The organism is Niabella pedocola (assembly GCF_021044425.1).
Lineage (GTDB): Bacteria > Bacteroidota > Bacteroidia > Chitinophagales > Chitinophagaceae > Niabella > Niabella pedocola.
Window position 1 is genome coordinate 368941 of record NZ_JAJNEC010000004.1, and the last position, 14992, is coordinate 383932.

Below are 14992 nucleotides of genomic sequence, written 5' to 3' on the forward strand. Positions count from 1 at the left end.
AAATTTTCTTTTATCTTCGCGTGATTTTTTAAATTTATAATAAATATAAATGTCTGATAATCAATCCCCAGCAATTTTATTACTAGAAGACGGAACCATTTGTTCCGGCAAGGCCTTTGGCGCCATTGGCACTACTACCGGCGAAATTTGCTTTAATACCGGTATGACCGGATACCAGGAAGTTTTTACAGACCCCAGTTATTATGGGCAGATCGTGATCATGAATGCCGTACATGTGGGTAATTATGGGGTAATCGATGAAGACGTAGAATCGGACAGTGTAAAGATCCTGGGCGTAATTGCCAAGAACCTGAATGAAAATTATTCACGCAAAAGAGCCAGCGGTTCATTGGATGCTTACCTGAAACAACACAATATTGTTTCCATTCACGACGTTGATACTCGTGCCCTGGTAGCACATGTGCGTACCAAAGGGGCAATGAACTGTATTATTTCCTCGGAGATCTTTGATGTGGAAGCATTGAAAAAACGGCTTGCCGAAGTTCCTTCTATGGACGGGCTGGAACTGGCCTCTAAGGTAAGCACCCGGGAGGTTTATGAAGCCGGCGATCCGCAATCGGGGATCCGCATCGCGGTAATGGACTATGGCATCAAACGCAATATCATTAAATGTATGACCGACCGCGGGGCCTTTGTAAAGGTGTTTCCGGCCAAAACCCCGTTGGACGAAGTAAAGGCATTTAATCCTGACGGATATTTTATCTCCAATGGTCCCGGCGATCCGGCTGCGATGGACTATGCGGTAGAACAGCTGAAACAGATCCTGAACGAAGGCAAACCCATGTTTGGCATTTGCCTGGGACACCAGCTCCTGGCATTGGCCAATGGTATTGCTACCTTTAAAATGCACCATGGACACCGCGGGCTGAATCACCCGGTAAAAAACTTACTTACCGGCAGATCAGAAATCACCACCCAAAATCATGGTTTTGGTGTAGATCCGGAATCCGTGAAGGCTTCAGAACTGGTAGAGATCACGCATGTGAACCTGAACGACCAATCCATCGAAGGCATCCGGATCAAAGACAAACCGGCTTTTTCGGTGCAATACCATCCGGAAAGTACGCCCGGCCCCTACGACTCCCGGTACCTTTTTGATGATTTTATCAATCTGATCAAACAGTCGAAAAATAATTAACACAGAAACGCTCCGGAAACGGGGCGTTTTTGTTTATACAGGAAGCATTTTTTAACCCGCTCTAGGCGGCATGTTTGATAACAGCCCGATCTGTTTACGATCCGTGTCAGGATGCCGTGCCGCCACCCTCCCTGCCTGCCAGCATACTGCCATCTGTTGCCTTTAGCCGGAAAAAGATCAGTCCGGCCAACGCCGTAATGCCACCCATTGTCAGAAACGTATACCGGAAAACGGTAACCGCGTCGCCCGACCGGATCCAGGAAGCACTTCCATACTTTGATAAAAGATAGGCGCCCACAGACACACCCAGGCTTATGGACAACTGCTGCATTACCAAAAGCAGGCTGTTGCCCATGCTGGCATTTTCATTGTTCAGATCCGATAAGGCAAGTGTATTCATGGTGGCCATTTGAATGGAATTTACAGCCCCAAACAATACCAGGCAGGGAATTAACAATGGCAACGGGGTATGGGCGTTGGGAATTGAAAAAAGCATAATTACCGTAGCAATGAGCATGGTATTTACGATCAGTGTTTTCTTATATCCAAAACGCCTTACAATAGGTACCACCCAGGGTTTTACCATAATGGTTGTAATGGCGGAAGGGATCAGCATCATACCGGAAACCATCGCCGTATGTCCAAAACCCACCTGAAAAAACAGGGGCAGCAACAGGGGCATGCCACCAATTCCCAGGCGGGTGAGCAGGTTGCCGAAAACACCGATGCGTAATGTGCGGATCCGGATAAGGTGAAGATCAATCAGCGGATATTTTTGTTTTTTAAAATGCCGGTAATATGCATGCATCAATGCAATACCCAGTACCGCAACGCCGATCAGGTACCACCCTTCTACCAGTTTTTCTGATCCCAGTTCTATTGCTACCGTAATACAGACCAGGGAGCCTCCAAAAAGCAGCATCCCCAATGTATCGAAAGGCTTTCCCCGGTAGATATAATTGGGCATCACCTTCCACGCAAAAGCCATACCCATGATTCCAACGGGGATATTGATTAAAAAAATCCAATGCCAGCTGGCCACATCCACCAGCCATCCGCCCAGCGTGGGCCCAACAATGGGTCCTACCAACCCGGGTATGGTTATAAAATTGATCACCCCCAGCAGTTTGTCTTTTGAATAGGTATAAAGAATCGCCAATCTTGCCACCGGCACCATCATGGAACCGCCAACAGCCTGTACCACGCGGGAAAAGATCAATGCAGCCAGGCTGGTAGAAAGCGCACTGAGCAGCGAACCGAGGGTAAATAACCCCACCGCCCAGATAAAAATCTTCCTGGAACCAAAATGATCCGACATCCATCCGCTCAACGGGATCAGCAGCGCCAGGATGAGCACATAGCTCACAATGATGGACTGCATATTTAAGGGCGAGCGGTGCAAATCAGCGGCAATAGAAGGCAGGGCCGTATTCAAAATGGTACCGTCCAGCGATTGCATAAAGATCGCAAGGGCCGCTATCCACGGCAGATAGCGATAAACAACGGGCGAATTTTCTGTTTCCAAAACATACGGTTTTATCGTTGTGGAACTTTTTTAAGGCTGCAATTTCTGATGCACCCACCGGCCATCGCGCATTTCAAAATAGTTGCGATCATGTAAACGGGTTGCGGAAAAGATCATCAGCTCGATCCGTACCGGGGCGATCGCATACCCGCCCCAATTTTCAGGCCGTTCCTTTCCAACCGCACCCTCCTCCAATACCTGTTGAAACCGCGCTACCATCTGATCATAATCATCCACCGGCGTTCCCTGTGTACACATCACTGATACTACCCTGGCCGCTTCGTCCCTTTCAGCAAAGTAGCGATCTGCTGCTTCCGCAGAAACAGGCGTTGCAATACCCTGTATCCGCACCTGCCTTCCGGTAACCGGCCACCAAAAAGTCAACCCCACCTTATTATCCGCTGCAATCTCCTGCCCTTTCCGGGCATTTGTTGGACCTGTAATAATAAAGCTGCCCTCTTTCACCTCCTTCAGCGAAACAAACCGGCCGTTCGGGAAACCGTCCAGTCCCCGTGTTGTTAAACAACATGCGCCGGGAAGCGTTGCGCCGGAAACCATGTTTTCCTCCTGGTACCAGCGGTCAAAAAGTTCCAGTGGATTCATCGTATTTATTTTAATCAAACCTTTAATTCACCGAGACGCTGTAACGCATAAAGCATACAGGTTACATGCATGGATTGTATGAACTGGTTGGTCCGGAACATTTCCTTGAAGCGTTCCATCGGCACCAGTTCTATGTGAATCTCTTCATTGGGATCCAGCTCCTGCTCACCGGTCTTTTTTCCGCCCGTTGCCAGAAACATATGCATCCAGTTATTATTTGTAGAGGGGTTCGCACAGGTTTTTCCCAGGTATTCATAGTTGGTAAATTCATAGCCCGTTTCCTCCTTTAACTCTCTTTTGACCGCCGCTTCAAGGCTGGCATCGGTATCGTCTACACAACCACCCGGAATTTCATAATGGGTTTCCCCGATTCCGTGCCTGTATTGCATTTCCAGCAACACCTGGTTATCTTCTGTAAGCGCAAAAGCAGTAACCCATGTAGGAAATTCATACACATAATAGGGATCTACGATTTTACCCTGGGGGGTTTCGCACCGGTCCTTGCGCACCGTGAACCACAGATCTTTAAACAGGTACGACGAAGAAAGCGTTTTCCAGTCCATCATTGCCATTTTCTTTTTTCTCTTAAATAATTTACCTGGGCTGCATGGTGTTTTCCATGCCAGGCATACAGTTGCAGGTAATAGGATAATGCCAGAGGCTTGCCGGTAACCGGATGTATCACGGTTCTTGCCCATTGTGCCTCATCCAGATCTTTAATGGCAGCGTACCAGCGGGCATGCAATGCATACAGCAGTGTGATGGAAAGGTTTACAGGTAATGATCGTACATCCTCCAGCGCTGCCCAGGCTTTTTCGTCGTAAGCTTTTATCACCGGTTGCTCCTCCGTTAACCCCAGTTTAAAACGGGTATAGGCATTTATATGACTGTCTGCCACATGGTGCACCAGCTGATGCACGGTCCACCCGCCCTCCCGGTAAGGCGTTTGCAGCTGCGGCTCATCCAATCCGGAAATGGACGCTTCCAGCATATTGGGCAGGAACTGTATCGCAGCCAGGCATTCCTGCTTTACAGATGCTGTAAAATCCCGATGCTCAAATCGTCCTATGGGATATTGATTTTCTATCATGGGTTTTAGTGGTGCAGCCAATAGTAACCGGTTCAAAAAATCTCCGGATCATTCCGGCTTACGCGTATTAAACTATTTATGCGATCAATGTACCTGTAACAATTCTACTTCAAATAACAGGGTAGCTCCTCCGGGAATATCGCGGCCCGCACCCCTGTCGCCATAAGCCAGCTCTGAAGGAATCCACAGGCGCCAGTGGCTGCCCTCTTTCATAAGCGGTATCGCGATCTGCCACCCCTTGATCAATGCACTCAGCGGCGCGGAAAACGGCTGGTTTCTTTTAAAGGAACTGTCAAACTCAGTTCCGTCCAGCAAGGCGCCCCGGTAATGCGCCGTAACCGATTGCTGCACGGTGGGCTGTTTGCCGGTACCTTCTTTGAGTACTTCATACTGAATACCCTCCGGAAGCGTTTGTACGCCCTCCTTATTTTTATTCGTTTCAAGAAATTTCTTCCCTGCTTCTTTTTGCGCTTCAATTTTATTGTTCATAAATGCTTTCAGTTTATCCTGTAATCCCATAATTTATTGTATCGTTTCAATAAAAGTAAATAGGCTCAAAGGTAATGAATCCCGCGCAAAGCACGACGGTGTTTTATACGCATCCGGCAATGCGCTGCGTGCAGGCGTACCCGTTCGACACACCGGACCTTCATGGTTAAAAAGCGTATTCCGGCGCCGTATCCCCATCAGCGTACCCGGTCCAGAAACCATCATCTACGGACATTTCCATAAAATCATATCTCGCCAAAACTCATATTTTATTTCAGTTTTGGCGAGATATAATATACAAGGTATACCATCATCCGGCAATCAACAGGCAGGATATCCGGCATCATCCTGTACAATCGCTTACTGTTAATTACACGGCACTATACATATCAACTGTTTCAACAACGCCGTTTATAAAGCACCCCGATGGACCATATCGGGGGGAAACCTATGAAAATTTATACCTGCCAGAACAGCCCGTTTTTTGTAGTTTTGGCGAAATATAAATCATGGAGGAAATCATTGGAAGAGCCGAAGAACTCCAGCTACTCGCCGATATTAAAAAAACACCGGCAGCAGAATTGGTAGCCGTTTATGGAAGAAGGCGGGTTGGCAAAACCTACCTGATCCGGAGCTTTTTTGAGAACGAGCTTCTATTTGAAATTTCCGGGTTACACAATGCCTCCCTGCAGGAGCAATTGGAAAACTTTAAAGATTGTTTATCCCAAACAGTTCCCAAACATAAAAAGAAACCCGCTATACCGGAAACCTGGCTACAGGCATTCCAGCAGCTCATCAGGGTGCTGCAACCGCAGATCGCCAGAAGAAAAAAAGTCATTTTCTTTGATGAATTCCCCTGGCTGGATTCGCCCCGCTCCGGCTTTATGCCGGCCTTTGAGAACTTCTGGAACAGCTGGGCTTCGCGGCAAAAAAACCTGGTGGTAATTATTTGCGGGTCTGCCGCTTCCTGGATGATCCGCAAAATTGTAAACAACAGGGGCGGCCTGCATAACCGGCTTACCCGGCAGATCCGGCTGCTGCCTTTTTCGCTGGCAGAAACGGAACAGTTTTTCCGGGCGCAGGCGATTAAGCTGGACCGGTACCAGGTGCTGCAATTATATATGGCCATGGGCGGCGTACCGCAATATCTTAAACAGGTGAAGCGCGGTGAAAGCGCCATACAGGCCATCGACCGGATTTGCTTTACCAAAGACAGCTACCTGACCAATGAGTTCAGCAATCTTTACCGCTCTCTTTTTGATAACGCCCAGCACCACATCTCCATTGTAAAAGCCCTTGCCGGAAAGCCCTCCGGGCTCACACGGAATGCGATCATTCATACACTCCGCCTTTCGTCCGGAGGCGGCATTACACAAACGCTTGATGAACTCACCGAATCCGGTTTTATCAAATCCTATATCCCTTTTGGTAAAACCGTTAAGAACAGCATTTATAAACTGACCGACGAATACTCACTGTTTTACCTGAAGTTTATTGCGCCCAACAAACGCCCGGGAAAGGGTACCTGGATCAAATTGTTTAACACCGCTTCCTGGAAAAGCTGGAGTGGTTATGCGTTTGAGGGCATCTGTCAGAAACACCTGGAGCAACTAAAAGCGGCACTGGGCATTTCCGGTATTCATACCCAGGAAAGCATCTGGCGCGCTACGGCCCCAGGCGCTACGCGACAGGGCGCCCAGATCGATCTGGTCATCGACCGCAATGACCGCTGCATTAATATTTTTGAAATGAAGTTTGCTGCCAGTACATTGGTGATCCCCAGATCATACCGGGCTTCCCTACTAAACAAGCAGGCGCTTTTCATAGAAACTACAGGAACAAAAAAAACGGTATTCCTTGGTTTTATGACCACGTTCGGTGTAAAAAATGCAGCTGATTACGCCGGTCTTATCCAGCATCAGTTTACGATGGATGTATTATTCAACGCGGCGGTTGCACTGCTTTAATCCTCCCGTAAATGCTTTCCTGTTAGTTGAATAAATACATCTTCGAGGTTGGCTTTCTTCACCTCTTTCGAGCGTTCAAAACCCGTTGCTACCAGGTTATCAATTAGCTGGTCGGGCGTATCAAGCGCAACGATCTCACCGGAATCGATGATCGCGATCCTGTTGCACAGGTATTCGGCCTCATCCATATAATGGGTAGTAATGATGACCGTAGTACCCTCTGCATTGATCTTCCGGATCAGCTCCCAAAGATTTCTCCGGGCCTGTGGATCGAGTCCTGTAGTCGGTTCATCCAAAAAGACCACCCTGGGTTTATTGATCAACGTAGTGGCAACTGAAAACCGCTGTTTCTGCCCACCGCTCAAGTCCTTGAATTTTGCCCGCGCCTTTTCCTCCAGGTTCACCGTTCTTAACAGATCCATTGCATGAACCCGCTGGTTGTACAACCCGGCGAAAAGATCCACCAGTTGTAAAAGATTCAGACCAGGATAGTATCCGCTGGCCTGAAGTTGTACGCCAATGATCCCCTTAATGGCATCCGGCTCCCTGTCCAGGTTATAACCGCCCACCACTACATCGCCGCTTGTTTTTTCCCGAAGTGTTTCGATAATCTCCAGCGTGGTTGATTTTCCTGCGCCATTCGGGCCCAGCAAACCAAATATTTCACCTTCATACACTTCAAAAGAAATGCCCTTTACCGCGCGAAACTGATCATAATCCTTTACCAGATTGCTGACCGAAATGATGGGAGTAGCCATGCGCTAAAACTACAAATAAGTTGGCAATTGCCCGGGGGATTCTTTTTCTAAAACAACAGCAGTTGCCGTACCGGCGTTTCGATTTATTTTTTTGCTTCCGATTCCGTTTTCCTGAAAAAAAACGACCTTCGTCCGCAAATAAAAAAACAATGAAGGTATATAAGTTCGGTGGGGCCTCCGTAAACAGTGCAGAACGGGTTTCCAATATAGCAGCGATCCTGGAGCGTTTCCCTGACGAAGACCTGGTCATTGTTATTTCTGCAATGGGCAAAACCACCAATGCACTTGAAAAAGTGGTGCAGGCTTATTACAATAACGAAAAGGAGCAGGCCCTGCAGCTCTTTGAAGAAATAAAAAAACAGCATATTACCACGGCCAAATACCTGCTGGTAACCCATTACCTGGCCTGTGAAGCAAGATTAAAGGATTTTTTTACCGAGGTGGAATGGATGCTTCATGATCATCCGGTTCGGGAATTTGATTACTACTATGACCAGGTAGTAAGCATTGGAGAGCTTTTGTCTACCTGCATTGTGAGCGCATACCTTTCCGAACGGGGAATTGCCAACGAATGGATCGATGTAAGAGATATTTTCCGTACCGATGATAATTTCAGAGATGCCAATATTAACTGGGATTATACCCAACTGCAAATTGATACAAAGATCGCGCCCATCCTTCAATCAAAAAAATGGGTGATCACACAGGGGTTTATCGGCGCTACCGATGAAAACGAAAGTACCACCCTTGGCCGGGAAGGCAGCGATTACTCCGCTGCTCTTTTCGCAAACATGCTCAACGCAGAAAGTCTTACCATCTGGAAAGATGTGGAAAGTGTGATGAGCGCCGATCCTAAAAAGATCCCCGATGCCGTACCCATTCATGAGCTGAGTTATAACGAGGTGATTGAGATGGCTTACTACGGAGCGCAGGTCATTCACCCCAAAACCATTAAACCCTTACAAAACAGGAACATTCCCTTATATGTAAAATGCTTCCTGGATGCAGACCTTCCGGGAACCGTTATCCGGGATCACATGAATAAGGATCTGCCCCCCATCATCGTGATCAAAGAGAACCAGGTGATGATGGAGTTAAAAACAAAAGATTTTTCTTTTGTAGGAGATGCCCATGCGTATCAGCTATACCAATGGTTTAACGAACATTCCTTAAGGCCCACGCTTACCCAAAACGGGGCGATCAGTCTTATTTTTGCTTTTGATAACTGGGAAGAAAAGATCAGCCGGTTTTCATCAGCAGCAGCGGAGGTCTTTGATGTACATATTACACCCGGGTTAACACTTACCACTATCCGGCATTATAATCAAGCCGCGCTGGACCGGTATATCGGCAATAAGGAAATACTGGTGCGACAGCAAACGCTAAAGAATGTCCGTGCCCTGCACCGTTAACCATTCATCGCATTCAATTATTCGCCGATCACGGTAATTGTTTGTATCATTTTTTTGGGTATGGGCGACCGGTTGAAGATAGCCGGCGACCATTTTGGCATATTTTCCATCCGGTGAATCAGTTCACCGTTGAAATACTCATCCACGCCCCCTTTCAGCACTTTAAAGTTCACCGGGGTTCCATCTGCATCGATGATAAATTCCAATTGTACAAATGCCTTGCTGACACTATCGGGCAAAAAAGGAACCATGTCCTTACCCAGCTTTTGTATAAATGTTTCGTAAGCCGAAGTGCCACCCGGGAATTCGGGCCACTTGGAAACACCATGTACCACATCGCTCACTTTTCTTACAACAAAGACATGTTTATTCTTTGGACGTATTTTCGGAGGCGGCGGCAGAAACCTGGGTGCCAGTGCCGGTGCATCATTGATCACATACTCTCCGTTGTCTTTAGTCATCACCACCGGCAGCTGCTTATGCTGTTCAAAATATTCAAATGCCTGTTCCAGTTTTACATTGAGGGCCTTGTAGGAAGGATCTGTTTCCAGCATCTTACCCAGGTACTCATAGCTCCGCTTCACACTGTAATTGATCGGGAAAATATGAACCGGGATATAGTCGAGCCCCGCACTTTTGGCGCTGGCCGTTAAAATATATAACTCATCGATCTGGTCATTTTTAATAGGGATACAGCCCACAGTGGCACATCCGCCGTGAATAAAAATGTCTCCCCCCGGCTTTGCCTGGTCGGAAAGAATGCGATCAGATGGATTGGGATAATTCAGGCCCAGCGATAAATAATACGTACTGTTGGGGTTGAATTCGTTGATATAATAGAACCCCTCCGGCACCTGGTAATCCCCTTCAAACCTTTTAGGCCCCAGGGAGCCGGCCAGCGCACATACTTTATAAATTTTCAGAAGTTTGTATTCTTCTTTAGCCGAATTTTTCACCCATACCTCCAGCTGGCTGTCGTACTTAAATGAACGGAGGTATACATATTTTGCGGGCCAGTCGAGCCCCTTCAGTTTAAACAGACTTTTCAGATATTCGCCCTTTTTCTGAAACGATTCTTTAGGACGCGGCAAATTCGTTTGCGCGTCAAAAAAAGCCCCGTAAGATGCCGCGGGTGAATAAGAAGTTTGTGCTGCACCGAATATTGAAAATGCAAAAATGCCTGTTAATGCAAAAAATCCCTTTTTTCCTCTCAGTTTTAAAGCCATTTTAAATCAAAATAATTCGCCGGATAATAAATCGCCGTTTGTTTAAAGAATCGTCATCGCACCGGTATCCATCTCCACGCCCTTACAACGAAAAAAAGAGACAGATATTTCGATAACACGTTACAAATTATCTACAAATTTAGCTTTTCTATGTTAAAAAATATGTAATGTATCCTTCATCGTTGAATTTCATTTATTTACCGGCCTCCTGCAAATTTCCGGTTTGAATGCCGGAAGGTTCTTTCAAAATCCTAATTTTGGAATTCCATGATTGATCTACGCTCAGATACCGTAACGCGCCCTACCCCCGGCATGCTGCAGGCCATGATGGCTGCAAAGACAGGGGATGATGTTTTTGGAGAAGATTCAACCGTAAATGACCTGGAAACCCGCTGCGCCGCATTATTTGATATGGAAGCAGCTCTTTTTTGCTCCAGCGGCACCCAAACCAACCAGATCGCCATCAAATGCCATACGCAGCCCGGTGACGAAGTGATTTGTGATGCAGATGCCCATGTATACCAGTATGAGGCGGGAGGTATCGCCTTTAATTCCGGCGCATCCGTTCGTTTACTACCGGGTAACCGCGGGCGCATTACGGCAGCCCAGGTGGCCGCTGCCATCAATCCGGACGATGTACATAAATCTGCCAGCAAGCTGGTATGTATTGAAAATACCAGCAACCGGGGCGGCGGCAGCTGCTATGATTTTGAAGCCCTGCAGCAAATTCAGCAGGTTTGTAAAGAGCACCAGTTGGGGTTTCATCTTGACGGCGCCCGTTTATTCAATGCACTTGTAGCCCGGAAAGAAACACCGGAGCAGTACGGCCGGTTATTTGACAGTATTTCTGTTTGTTTTTCCAAAGGCCTGGGCTGCCCGGTAGGCAGTGTGCTGCTGGGTAGTAAAACATTTATTGCCCGGGCAAGGCGTTTTCGAAAAGTACTGGGAGGCGGCATGCGTCAGGCAGGTTTCCTTGCTGCGGCGGGGCTCTATGCCCTGGAACATCATGTGCTGCGCCTGGAAACCGATCATGCACATGCAGCGGTTGTTGCCGGCGCACTGCGCGATTGCCACTTTGTTGAAAACATTTTACCGGTAGAAACAAATATCATTATTTTTGAAACAAAGGGAATAACGGCCGCCAACCTGGTTGCCCGGCTCGGAGAAAACGGGATCCGTTGTAATGCCGTAGCCCCCGACAGGGTCCGTTTTGTATTGCACCTGGATATTACTGAAACGATGGTGCATCAGTTGACCAACAACATCCGGAGCCTTTAAAAAAACGACTAAAGAAAAAGATATGTTACCAACCCAAAATCCGTCCAAAACCAAGAGCTGGAAAAAATTAGCCGCGCATGCAGCAACCATGAAACAAGTGCATATGCGGGATCTGTTTGCAGCCGATGCGCAACGTTTTCAAAAATATTCGCTTCGTCATGAAGACCTTCTTTTTGATTATTCCAAGAACCGGATCACCGACCAAACGCTTCAACTACTGACGCAACTGGCAGCCGAAACGCATTTGCAGGATGCCATCCGTGCCATGTTTTCCGGAGCGGTCATTAATCAAACCGAACAACGGTCCGTACTGCATATTGCGTTGCGGTATTTTGGAAAGGATGCTATCCTAAGCAACGGTGAAAATGTAATGCCGGCGGTGCGTAAAGTGCAACAAAAAATGAAGCGCTTTTGCGAAGCAGTGCATAGCGGTGCGCATGTGGGGTATACCGGTAAAAAAATCAAATCCATTGTGAACATCGGTATCGGAGGCAGCGACCTGGGGCCTTTTATGGTTACTGAAGCGCTGAAGCCTTATACGGTAAAAGGTATCGAAGCTTATTTCGTTTCCAATGTAGACGGAACCCAGATCACTGAAGTTCTCAAAAAAGTAAATCCAGAAACCACACTTTTTCTGATCGCCTCAAAAACCTTTACCACCCAGGAAACCATGACCAATGCGCATACGGCCAGAGACTGGTTCTTAAAAAAGGCCAAAGACATCAGGCAGGTATCCAAACATTTCGCAGCCCTGAGTACCAATGAAAAAGAAGTAAAAAAATTCGGTATCGATACGAAGAATATGTTTGAGTTCTGGGATTGGGTAGGCGGCCGTTATTCCCTATGGTCTGCCATCGGTTTATCCATTGCCCTCACTATTGGTTACAACCATTTTGAGGAACTTTTAAAAGGCGCCTACAATATCGACGAACATTTTAAAACCGCACCCTTCGAACAGAATATTCCCGTAATTATGGCCCTTACGGGGCTTTGGTATACCGACTTTTTCGACGCGCAAACAGAAGCCATCCTGCCCTATGACCAGTACCTGCACCGCTTTCCTGCTTATTTTCAGCAAGGCAATATGGAAAGCAACGGGAAAAGTGTGGATCGCAACGGGAAAAGAGTAACCTATCCAACCGGCCCGGTGATCTGGGGTGAACCCGGCACCAACGGACAACATGCCTTTTACCAGCTCATACACCAGGGTACACCCCTGATCCCCTGTGATTTCATAGCGCCGGCGCAAACCCATAACCCGGTAGGCGATCACCATCAAAAATTATTGAGCAATTTCTTTGCACAAACCGAAGCCCTCATGAACGGGAAAACCCTGAGAGAAGTAAAAGACGAATTAAAAAAATCAGGTCTTTCAAAAACCGAAATCGACCGCCTGGCTCCCTTTAAGGTTTTTGAAGGCAATAAACCAACCAATTCATTTCTGGTAAAAATGATCACGCCTTATACGCTGGGACAGCTGATTGCGTTATATGAACACAAGATCTTTGTACAGGGCGTGATCTGGAACATTTACAGTTTTGATCAGTGGGGTGTGGAACTGGGAAAACAACTGGCCAATAAGATCCTGCCGGCCCTTGAAGGAGACGCACCGGTTACGGGACACGACAGCAGTACCTCCGGTTTGATCAATGCATACAAAAAAATGCGTTGATGACCGGAACCCCTGCACACTGTTTTTTATACCGCAAAGGGAATTATGGAGCGTAAAAAGGTTATATTTGTCGGCTAAATACCCCGTATTTAAGAATTGGTGATATATGAAAAAAATCGAGTTAGAAATTGTGGCCTTATCACACAGCATTACGCAAACCCATTCCTATGCCGTTGTGCTGGGTGAAGTAAATGGGTTACGGCGTTTGCCGATAGTGATTGGCGGGTTCGAGGCGCAGGCCATTGCGGTAGCCCTTGAAAAAATGAACCCCAGCCGGCCACTGACTCATGACCTGATGAAAAACTTCCTGGTGGCCTTTAATATCGACCTGCACGAGATCATCATCTCCGACCTGCAGGAAGGGATCTTTTTTAGCAAGCTTATTTGTTCATCCGATCATGATACGGTAGAGATCGACAGCCGCACTTCCGACGCCATTGCGCTGGCCGTCCGTTTCGGATGCCCCATTTATACGTATGAACACATACTGGAAACCGCGGGTATTGTGATGGACGAGAAAGGAGAACCCAAGGCAACAAAGGAAGAAGCCGTTGGTGGTACCACCAGCGAGCCGTCGAGGGATGATCTGAAAACCCTCACCCTTGAGGAGCTCAATACCATGCTGAATGAGGTATTGGAAAATGAAGATTATATCCGGGCCATTGCGATACGGGATGAGATCAATAGCCGGACTCAAAAATAGCCGGGCCGTTTTACTATCTAATACGCCGTGACGTGGTATTCTTCTCCAACTGCAAAATAAATCTGGGCTTACACATAACAGCCAAGCGTGCTGACGGGTTTCACGACCTTGAAACGGTCTTTTATCCCCTCCCGCTCTATGATGTGCTGGAGCTGATGCCCGCTGATGAAACCACCTTGCAACTATACGGGTTACCCATCCCCGGCAACAAGGATCATAACATTGTATGGAAGGCCTGGCAACTGTTAAAGCAGGACCTGCCCAACCTTCCGCCCGTAGGCTTTCACCTGTTAAAAAATATTCCGGCGGGTGCCGGGCTGGGAGCCGGAAGTGCCAACGGAGCTACAGCGTTGATGGCGCTAAACCGTTTTTTTGACCTGCAATTATCCCAAAAACAATTATTAAAATACGCATTGCACCTGGGCAGTGATTGCCCGTTCTTTATTCTCAACAGCCCCTGCCATGCTACCGGGCGGGGCGAAGTGCTAAACCCCATTTCATTGAACCTCGCGGAGTATTACCTGGCAGTGGTGAACCCCGGCGTGCACATCAGTACACCCTGGGCTTTTAGCCGTATTACCCCCGCCCCTCCTGTTCATTCCCTGGAAACCATTACAGACCGTACTCCTTCCCAATGGGAGCAATGGATCACTAATGATTTTGAGCGGCTGGTATTTGAAGCATATCCGGAAGTGCATGCGATCAAAACCCGGTTGCTGGCCATGGGCGCTGTTTTTGCTGCAATGACGGGTACCGGCAGTACGGTATTCGGCTTGTTCAAACACCGGCCGGACCGCATCACGTTCCCGGAAACATATTTTGTCAAGTGCCTTTCCCTGGCGGAGCCATTGTGTCGTTAGAACCGGCGATTTTTCAGCATCCGGATCGTTTCCAACGCAGGATGTCCAATCCCCATTACCAATTTTTCAATGCATCCTGAGCACTGCATTTTCAGATCTTCAACTTTTCAAATTCTGATACTCATCAAAATTTTTTGTTACTCCCGGATCTTTAATGGATCATTTTTTGTATCTTGCGGCTATGCTTATAGCAGGTATTCGCCAACTTCCTTTTTTGCGACAGCATCTTGATCTGTTGAACCACTGACAT

The 14992-nt window shown here is 47.4% G+C and carries 14 protein-coding genes; 7 read left to right on the forward strand and 7 right to left on the reverse strand.

What is annotated here, in order from left to right; genetic code table 11:
- The first annotated feature begins 49 nt into the window (after nucleotides 1-49).
- Nucleotides 50-1159, forward strand: coding sequence for a glutamine-hydrolyzing carbamoyl-phosphate synthase small subunit (carA, locus tag LQ567_RS05495; RefSeq protein ID WP_231003110.1), 1110 nt, complete (start codon nucleotides 50-52; stop codon nucleotides 1157-1159).
- Between the two features lie 106 nt (nucleotides 1160-1265).
- Here carA and LQ567_RS05500 read toward each other — a convergent pair whose 3' ends face one another.
- From LQ567_RS05500 to LQ567_RS05520, 5 genes are all read right to left on the reverse strand, one after another.
- Nucleotides 1266-2684 carry a DHA2 family efflux MFS transporter permease subunit gene (locus LQ567_RS05500; protein WP_231003111.1) on the reverse strand — a complete coding sequence of 473 codons (1419 nt, stop codon included), beginning with the start codon at nucleotides 2682-2684 and terminating at the stop codon, nucleotides 1266-1268.
- A 30-nt stretch (nucleotides 2685-2714) separates the two neighbouring features.
- The gene (locus tag LQ567_RS05505) at nucleotides 2715-3287 is read right to left on the reverse strand and encodes a pyridoxine/pyridoxamine 5'-phosphate oxidase (RefSeq protein WP_231003112.1); all 573 of its coding nucleotides are present in this window, start codon (nucleotides 3285-3287) and stop codon (nucleotides 2715-2717) included.
- Between the two features lie 14 nt (nucleotides 3288-3301).
- Nucleotides 3302-3853, reverse strand: coding sequence for an NUDIX hydrolase (locus LQ567_RS05510; RefSeq protein ID WP_231003113.1), 552 nt, complete (start codon nucleotides 3851-3853; stop codon nucleotides 3302-3304).
- Entirely contained in the window at nucleotides 3850-4377 is a 528-nt protein-coding gene (locus LQ567_RS05515; RefSeq protein WP_231003114.1) for a YfiT family bacillithiol transferase, read from the reverse strand. Before LQ567_RS05515 ends, LQ567_RS05510 begins: the two co-directional genes overlap by 4 nt.
- Nucleotides 4378-4461: 84 nt before the next feature.
- Nucleotides 4462-4896, reverse strand: coding sequence for an FKBP-type peptidyl-prolyl cis-trans isomerase (locus LQ567_RS05520; protein ID WP_231003115.1), 435 nt, complete (start codon nucleotides 4894-4896; stop codon nucleotides 4462-4464).
- 479 nt (nucleotides 4897-5375) lie between these two features.
- Here LQ567_RS05520 and LQ567_RS05525 point away from each other — a divergent pair, with 479 nt between their 5' ends.
- Nucleotides 5376-6833 carry an AAA family ATPase gene (locus LQ567_RS05525; protein ID WP_231003116.1) on the forward strand — a complete coding sequence of 486 codons (1458 nt, stop codon included), beginning with the start codon at nucleotides 5376-5378 and terminating at the stop codon, nucleotides 6831-6833.
- Here LQ567_RS05525 and LQ567_RS05530 read toward each other — a convergent pair.
- On the reverse strand, nucleotides 6830-7591 hold the full coding sequence (locus LQ567_RS05530) for an ABC transporter ATP-binding protein (protein ID WP_231003117.1): 762 nt from the start codon (nucleotides 7589-7591) through the stop codon (nucleotides 6830-6832). The two genes, LQ567_RS05525 and LQ567_RS05530, sit on opposite strands and share 4 nt — an antisense overlap.
- Before the next feature lie 149 nt (nucleotides 7592-7740).
- Here LQ567_RS05530 and LQ567_RS05535 point away from each other — a divergent pair, with 149 nt between their 5' ends.
- Entirely contained in the window at nucleotides 7741-9003 is a 1263-nt protein-coding gene (locus LQ567_RS05535) for an aspartate kinase (protein WP_231003118.1), read from the forward strand.
- A 17-nt stretch (nucleotides 9004-9020) separates the two neighbouring features.
- On the opposite strand, the gene LQ567_RS05540 is transcribed toward LQ567_RS05535, so the two are convergent.
- Nucleotides 9021-10229 (reverse strand): L,D-transpeptidase family protein, encoded by a 1209-nt coding sequence (locus LQ567_RS05540; RefSeq protein WP_231003119.1) that lies wholly within the window; start codon nucleotides 10227-10229, stop codon nucleotides 9021-9023.
- 267 nt (nucleotides 10230-10496) lie between these two features.
- Here LQ567_RS05540 and LQ567_RS05545 point away from each other — a divergent pair, with 267 nt between their 5' ends.
- From LQ567_RS05545 to ispE, 4 genes are all read left to right on the forward strand, one after another.
- Nucleotides 10497-11507, forward strand: coding sequence for a threonine aldolase family protein (locus LQ567_RS05545; protein WP_231003120.1), 1011 nt, complete (start codon nucleotides 10497-10499; stop codon nucleotides 11505-11507).
- Between the two features lie 22 nt (nucleotides 11508-11529).
- On the forward strand, nucleotides 11530-13179 hold the full coding sequence (pgi, locus tag LQ567_RS05550; RefSeq protein ID WP_231003121.1) for a glucose-6-phosphate isomerase: 1650 nt from the start codon (nucleotides 11530-11532) through the stop codon (nucleotides 13177-13179).
- Nucleotides 13180-13285: 106 nt separating this feature from the next.
- Nucleotides 13286-13882, forward strand: a complete 597-nt coding sequence (locus LQ567_RS05555) for a bifunctional nuclease family protein (RefSeq protein ID WP_231003122.1) — start codon at nucleotides 13286-13288, stop codon at nucleotides 13880-13882.
- Between the two features lie 32 nt (nucleotides 13883-13914).
- Nucleotides 13915-14742, forward strand: coding sequence for a 4-(cytidine 5'-diphospho)-2-C-methyl-D-erythritol kinase (gene ispE, locus LQ567_RS05560; protein ID WP_231003123.1), 828 nt, complete (start codon nucleotides 13915-13917; stop codon nucleotides 14740-14742).
- Nucleotides 14743-14992: the final 250 nt, after the last annotated feature.

Bases quoted from the DNA above. Each gene is read 5' to 3' on its own strand.
- carA (WP_231003110.1), top strand. From the start codon at position 50: ATGTCTGATAATCAATCCCCAGCAATTTTATTACTAGAAGACGGAACC.
- LQ567_RS05505 (WP_231003112.1), bottom strand. From the start codon at position 3,287: ATGAATCCACTGGAACTTTTTGACCGCTGGTACCAGGAGGAAAACATG.
- LQ567_RS05510 (WP_231003113.1), bottom strand. From the start codon at position 3,853: ATGATGGACTGGAAAACGCTTTCTTCGTCGTACCTGTTTAAAGATCTG.
- LQ567_RS05515 (WP_231003114.1), bottom strand. From the start codon at position 4,377: ATGATAGAAAATCAATATCCCATAGGACGATTTGAGCATCGGGATTTT.
- LQ567_RS05520 (WP_231003115.1), bottom strand. From the start codon at position 4,896: ATGGGATTACAGGATAAACTGAAAGCATTTATGAACAATAAAATTGAA.
- LQ567_RS05525 (WP_231003116.1), top strand. From the start codon at position 5,376: ATGGAGGAAATCATTGGAAGAGCCGAAGAACTCCAGCTACTCGCCGAT.
- LQ567_RS05530 (WP_231003117.1), bottom strand. From the start codon at position 7,591: ATGGCTACTCCCATCATTTCGGTCAGCAATCTGGTAAAGGATTATGAT.
- LQ567_RS05535 (WP_231003118.1), top strand. From the start codon at position 7,741: ATGAAGGTATATAAGTTCGGTGGGGCCTCCGTAAACAGTGCAGAACGG.
- LQ567_RS05540 (WP_231003119.1), bottom strand. From the start codon at position 10,229: ATGGCTTTAAAACTGAGAGGAAAAAAGGGATTTTTTGCATTAACAGGC.
- LQ567_RS05545 (WP_231003120.1), top strand. From the start codon at position 10,497: ATGATTGATCTACGCTCAGATACCGTAACGCGCCCTACCCCCGGCATG.
- pgi (WP_231003121.1), top strand. From the start codon at position 11,530: ATGTTACCAACCCAAAATCCGTCCAAAACCAAGAGCTGGAAAAAATTA.
- LQ567_RS05555 (WP_231003122.1), top strand. From the start codon at position 13,286: ATGAAAAAAATCGAGTTAGAAATTGTGGCCTTATCACACAGCATTACG.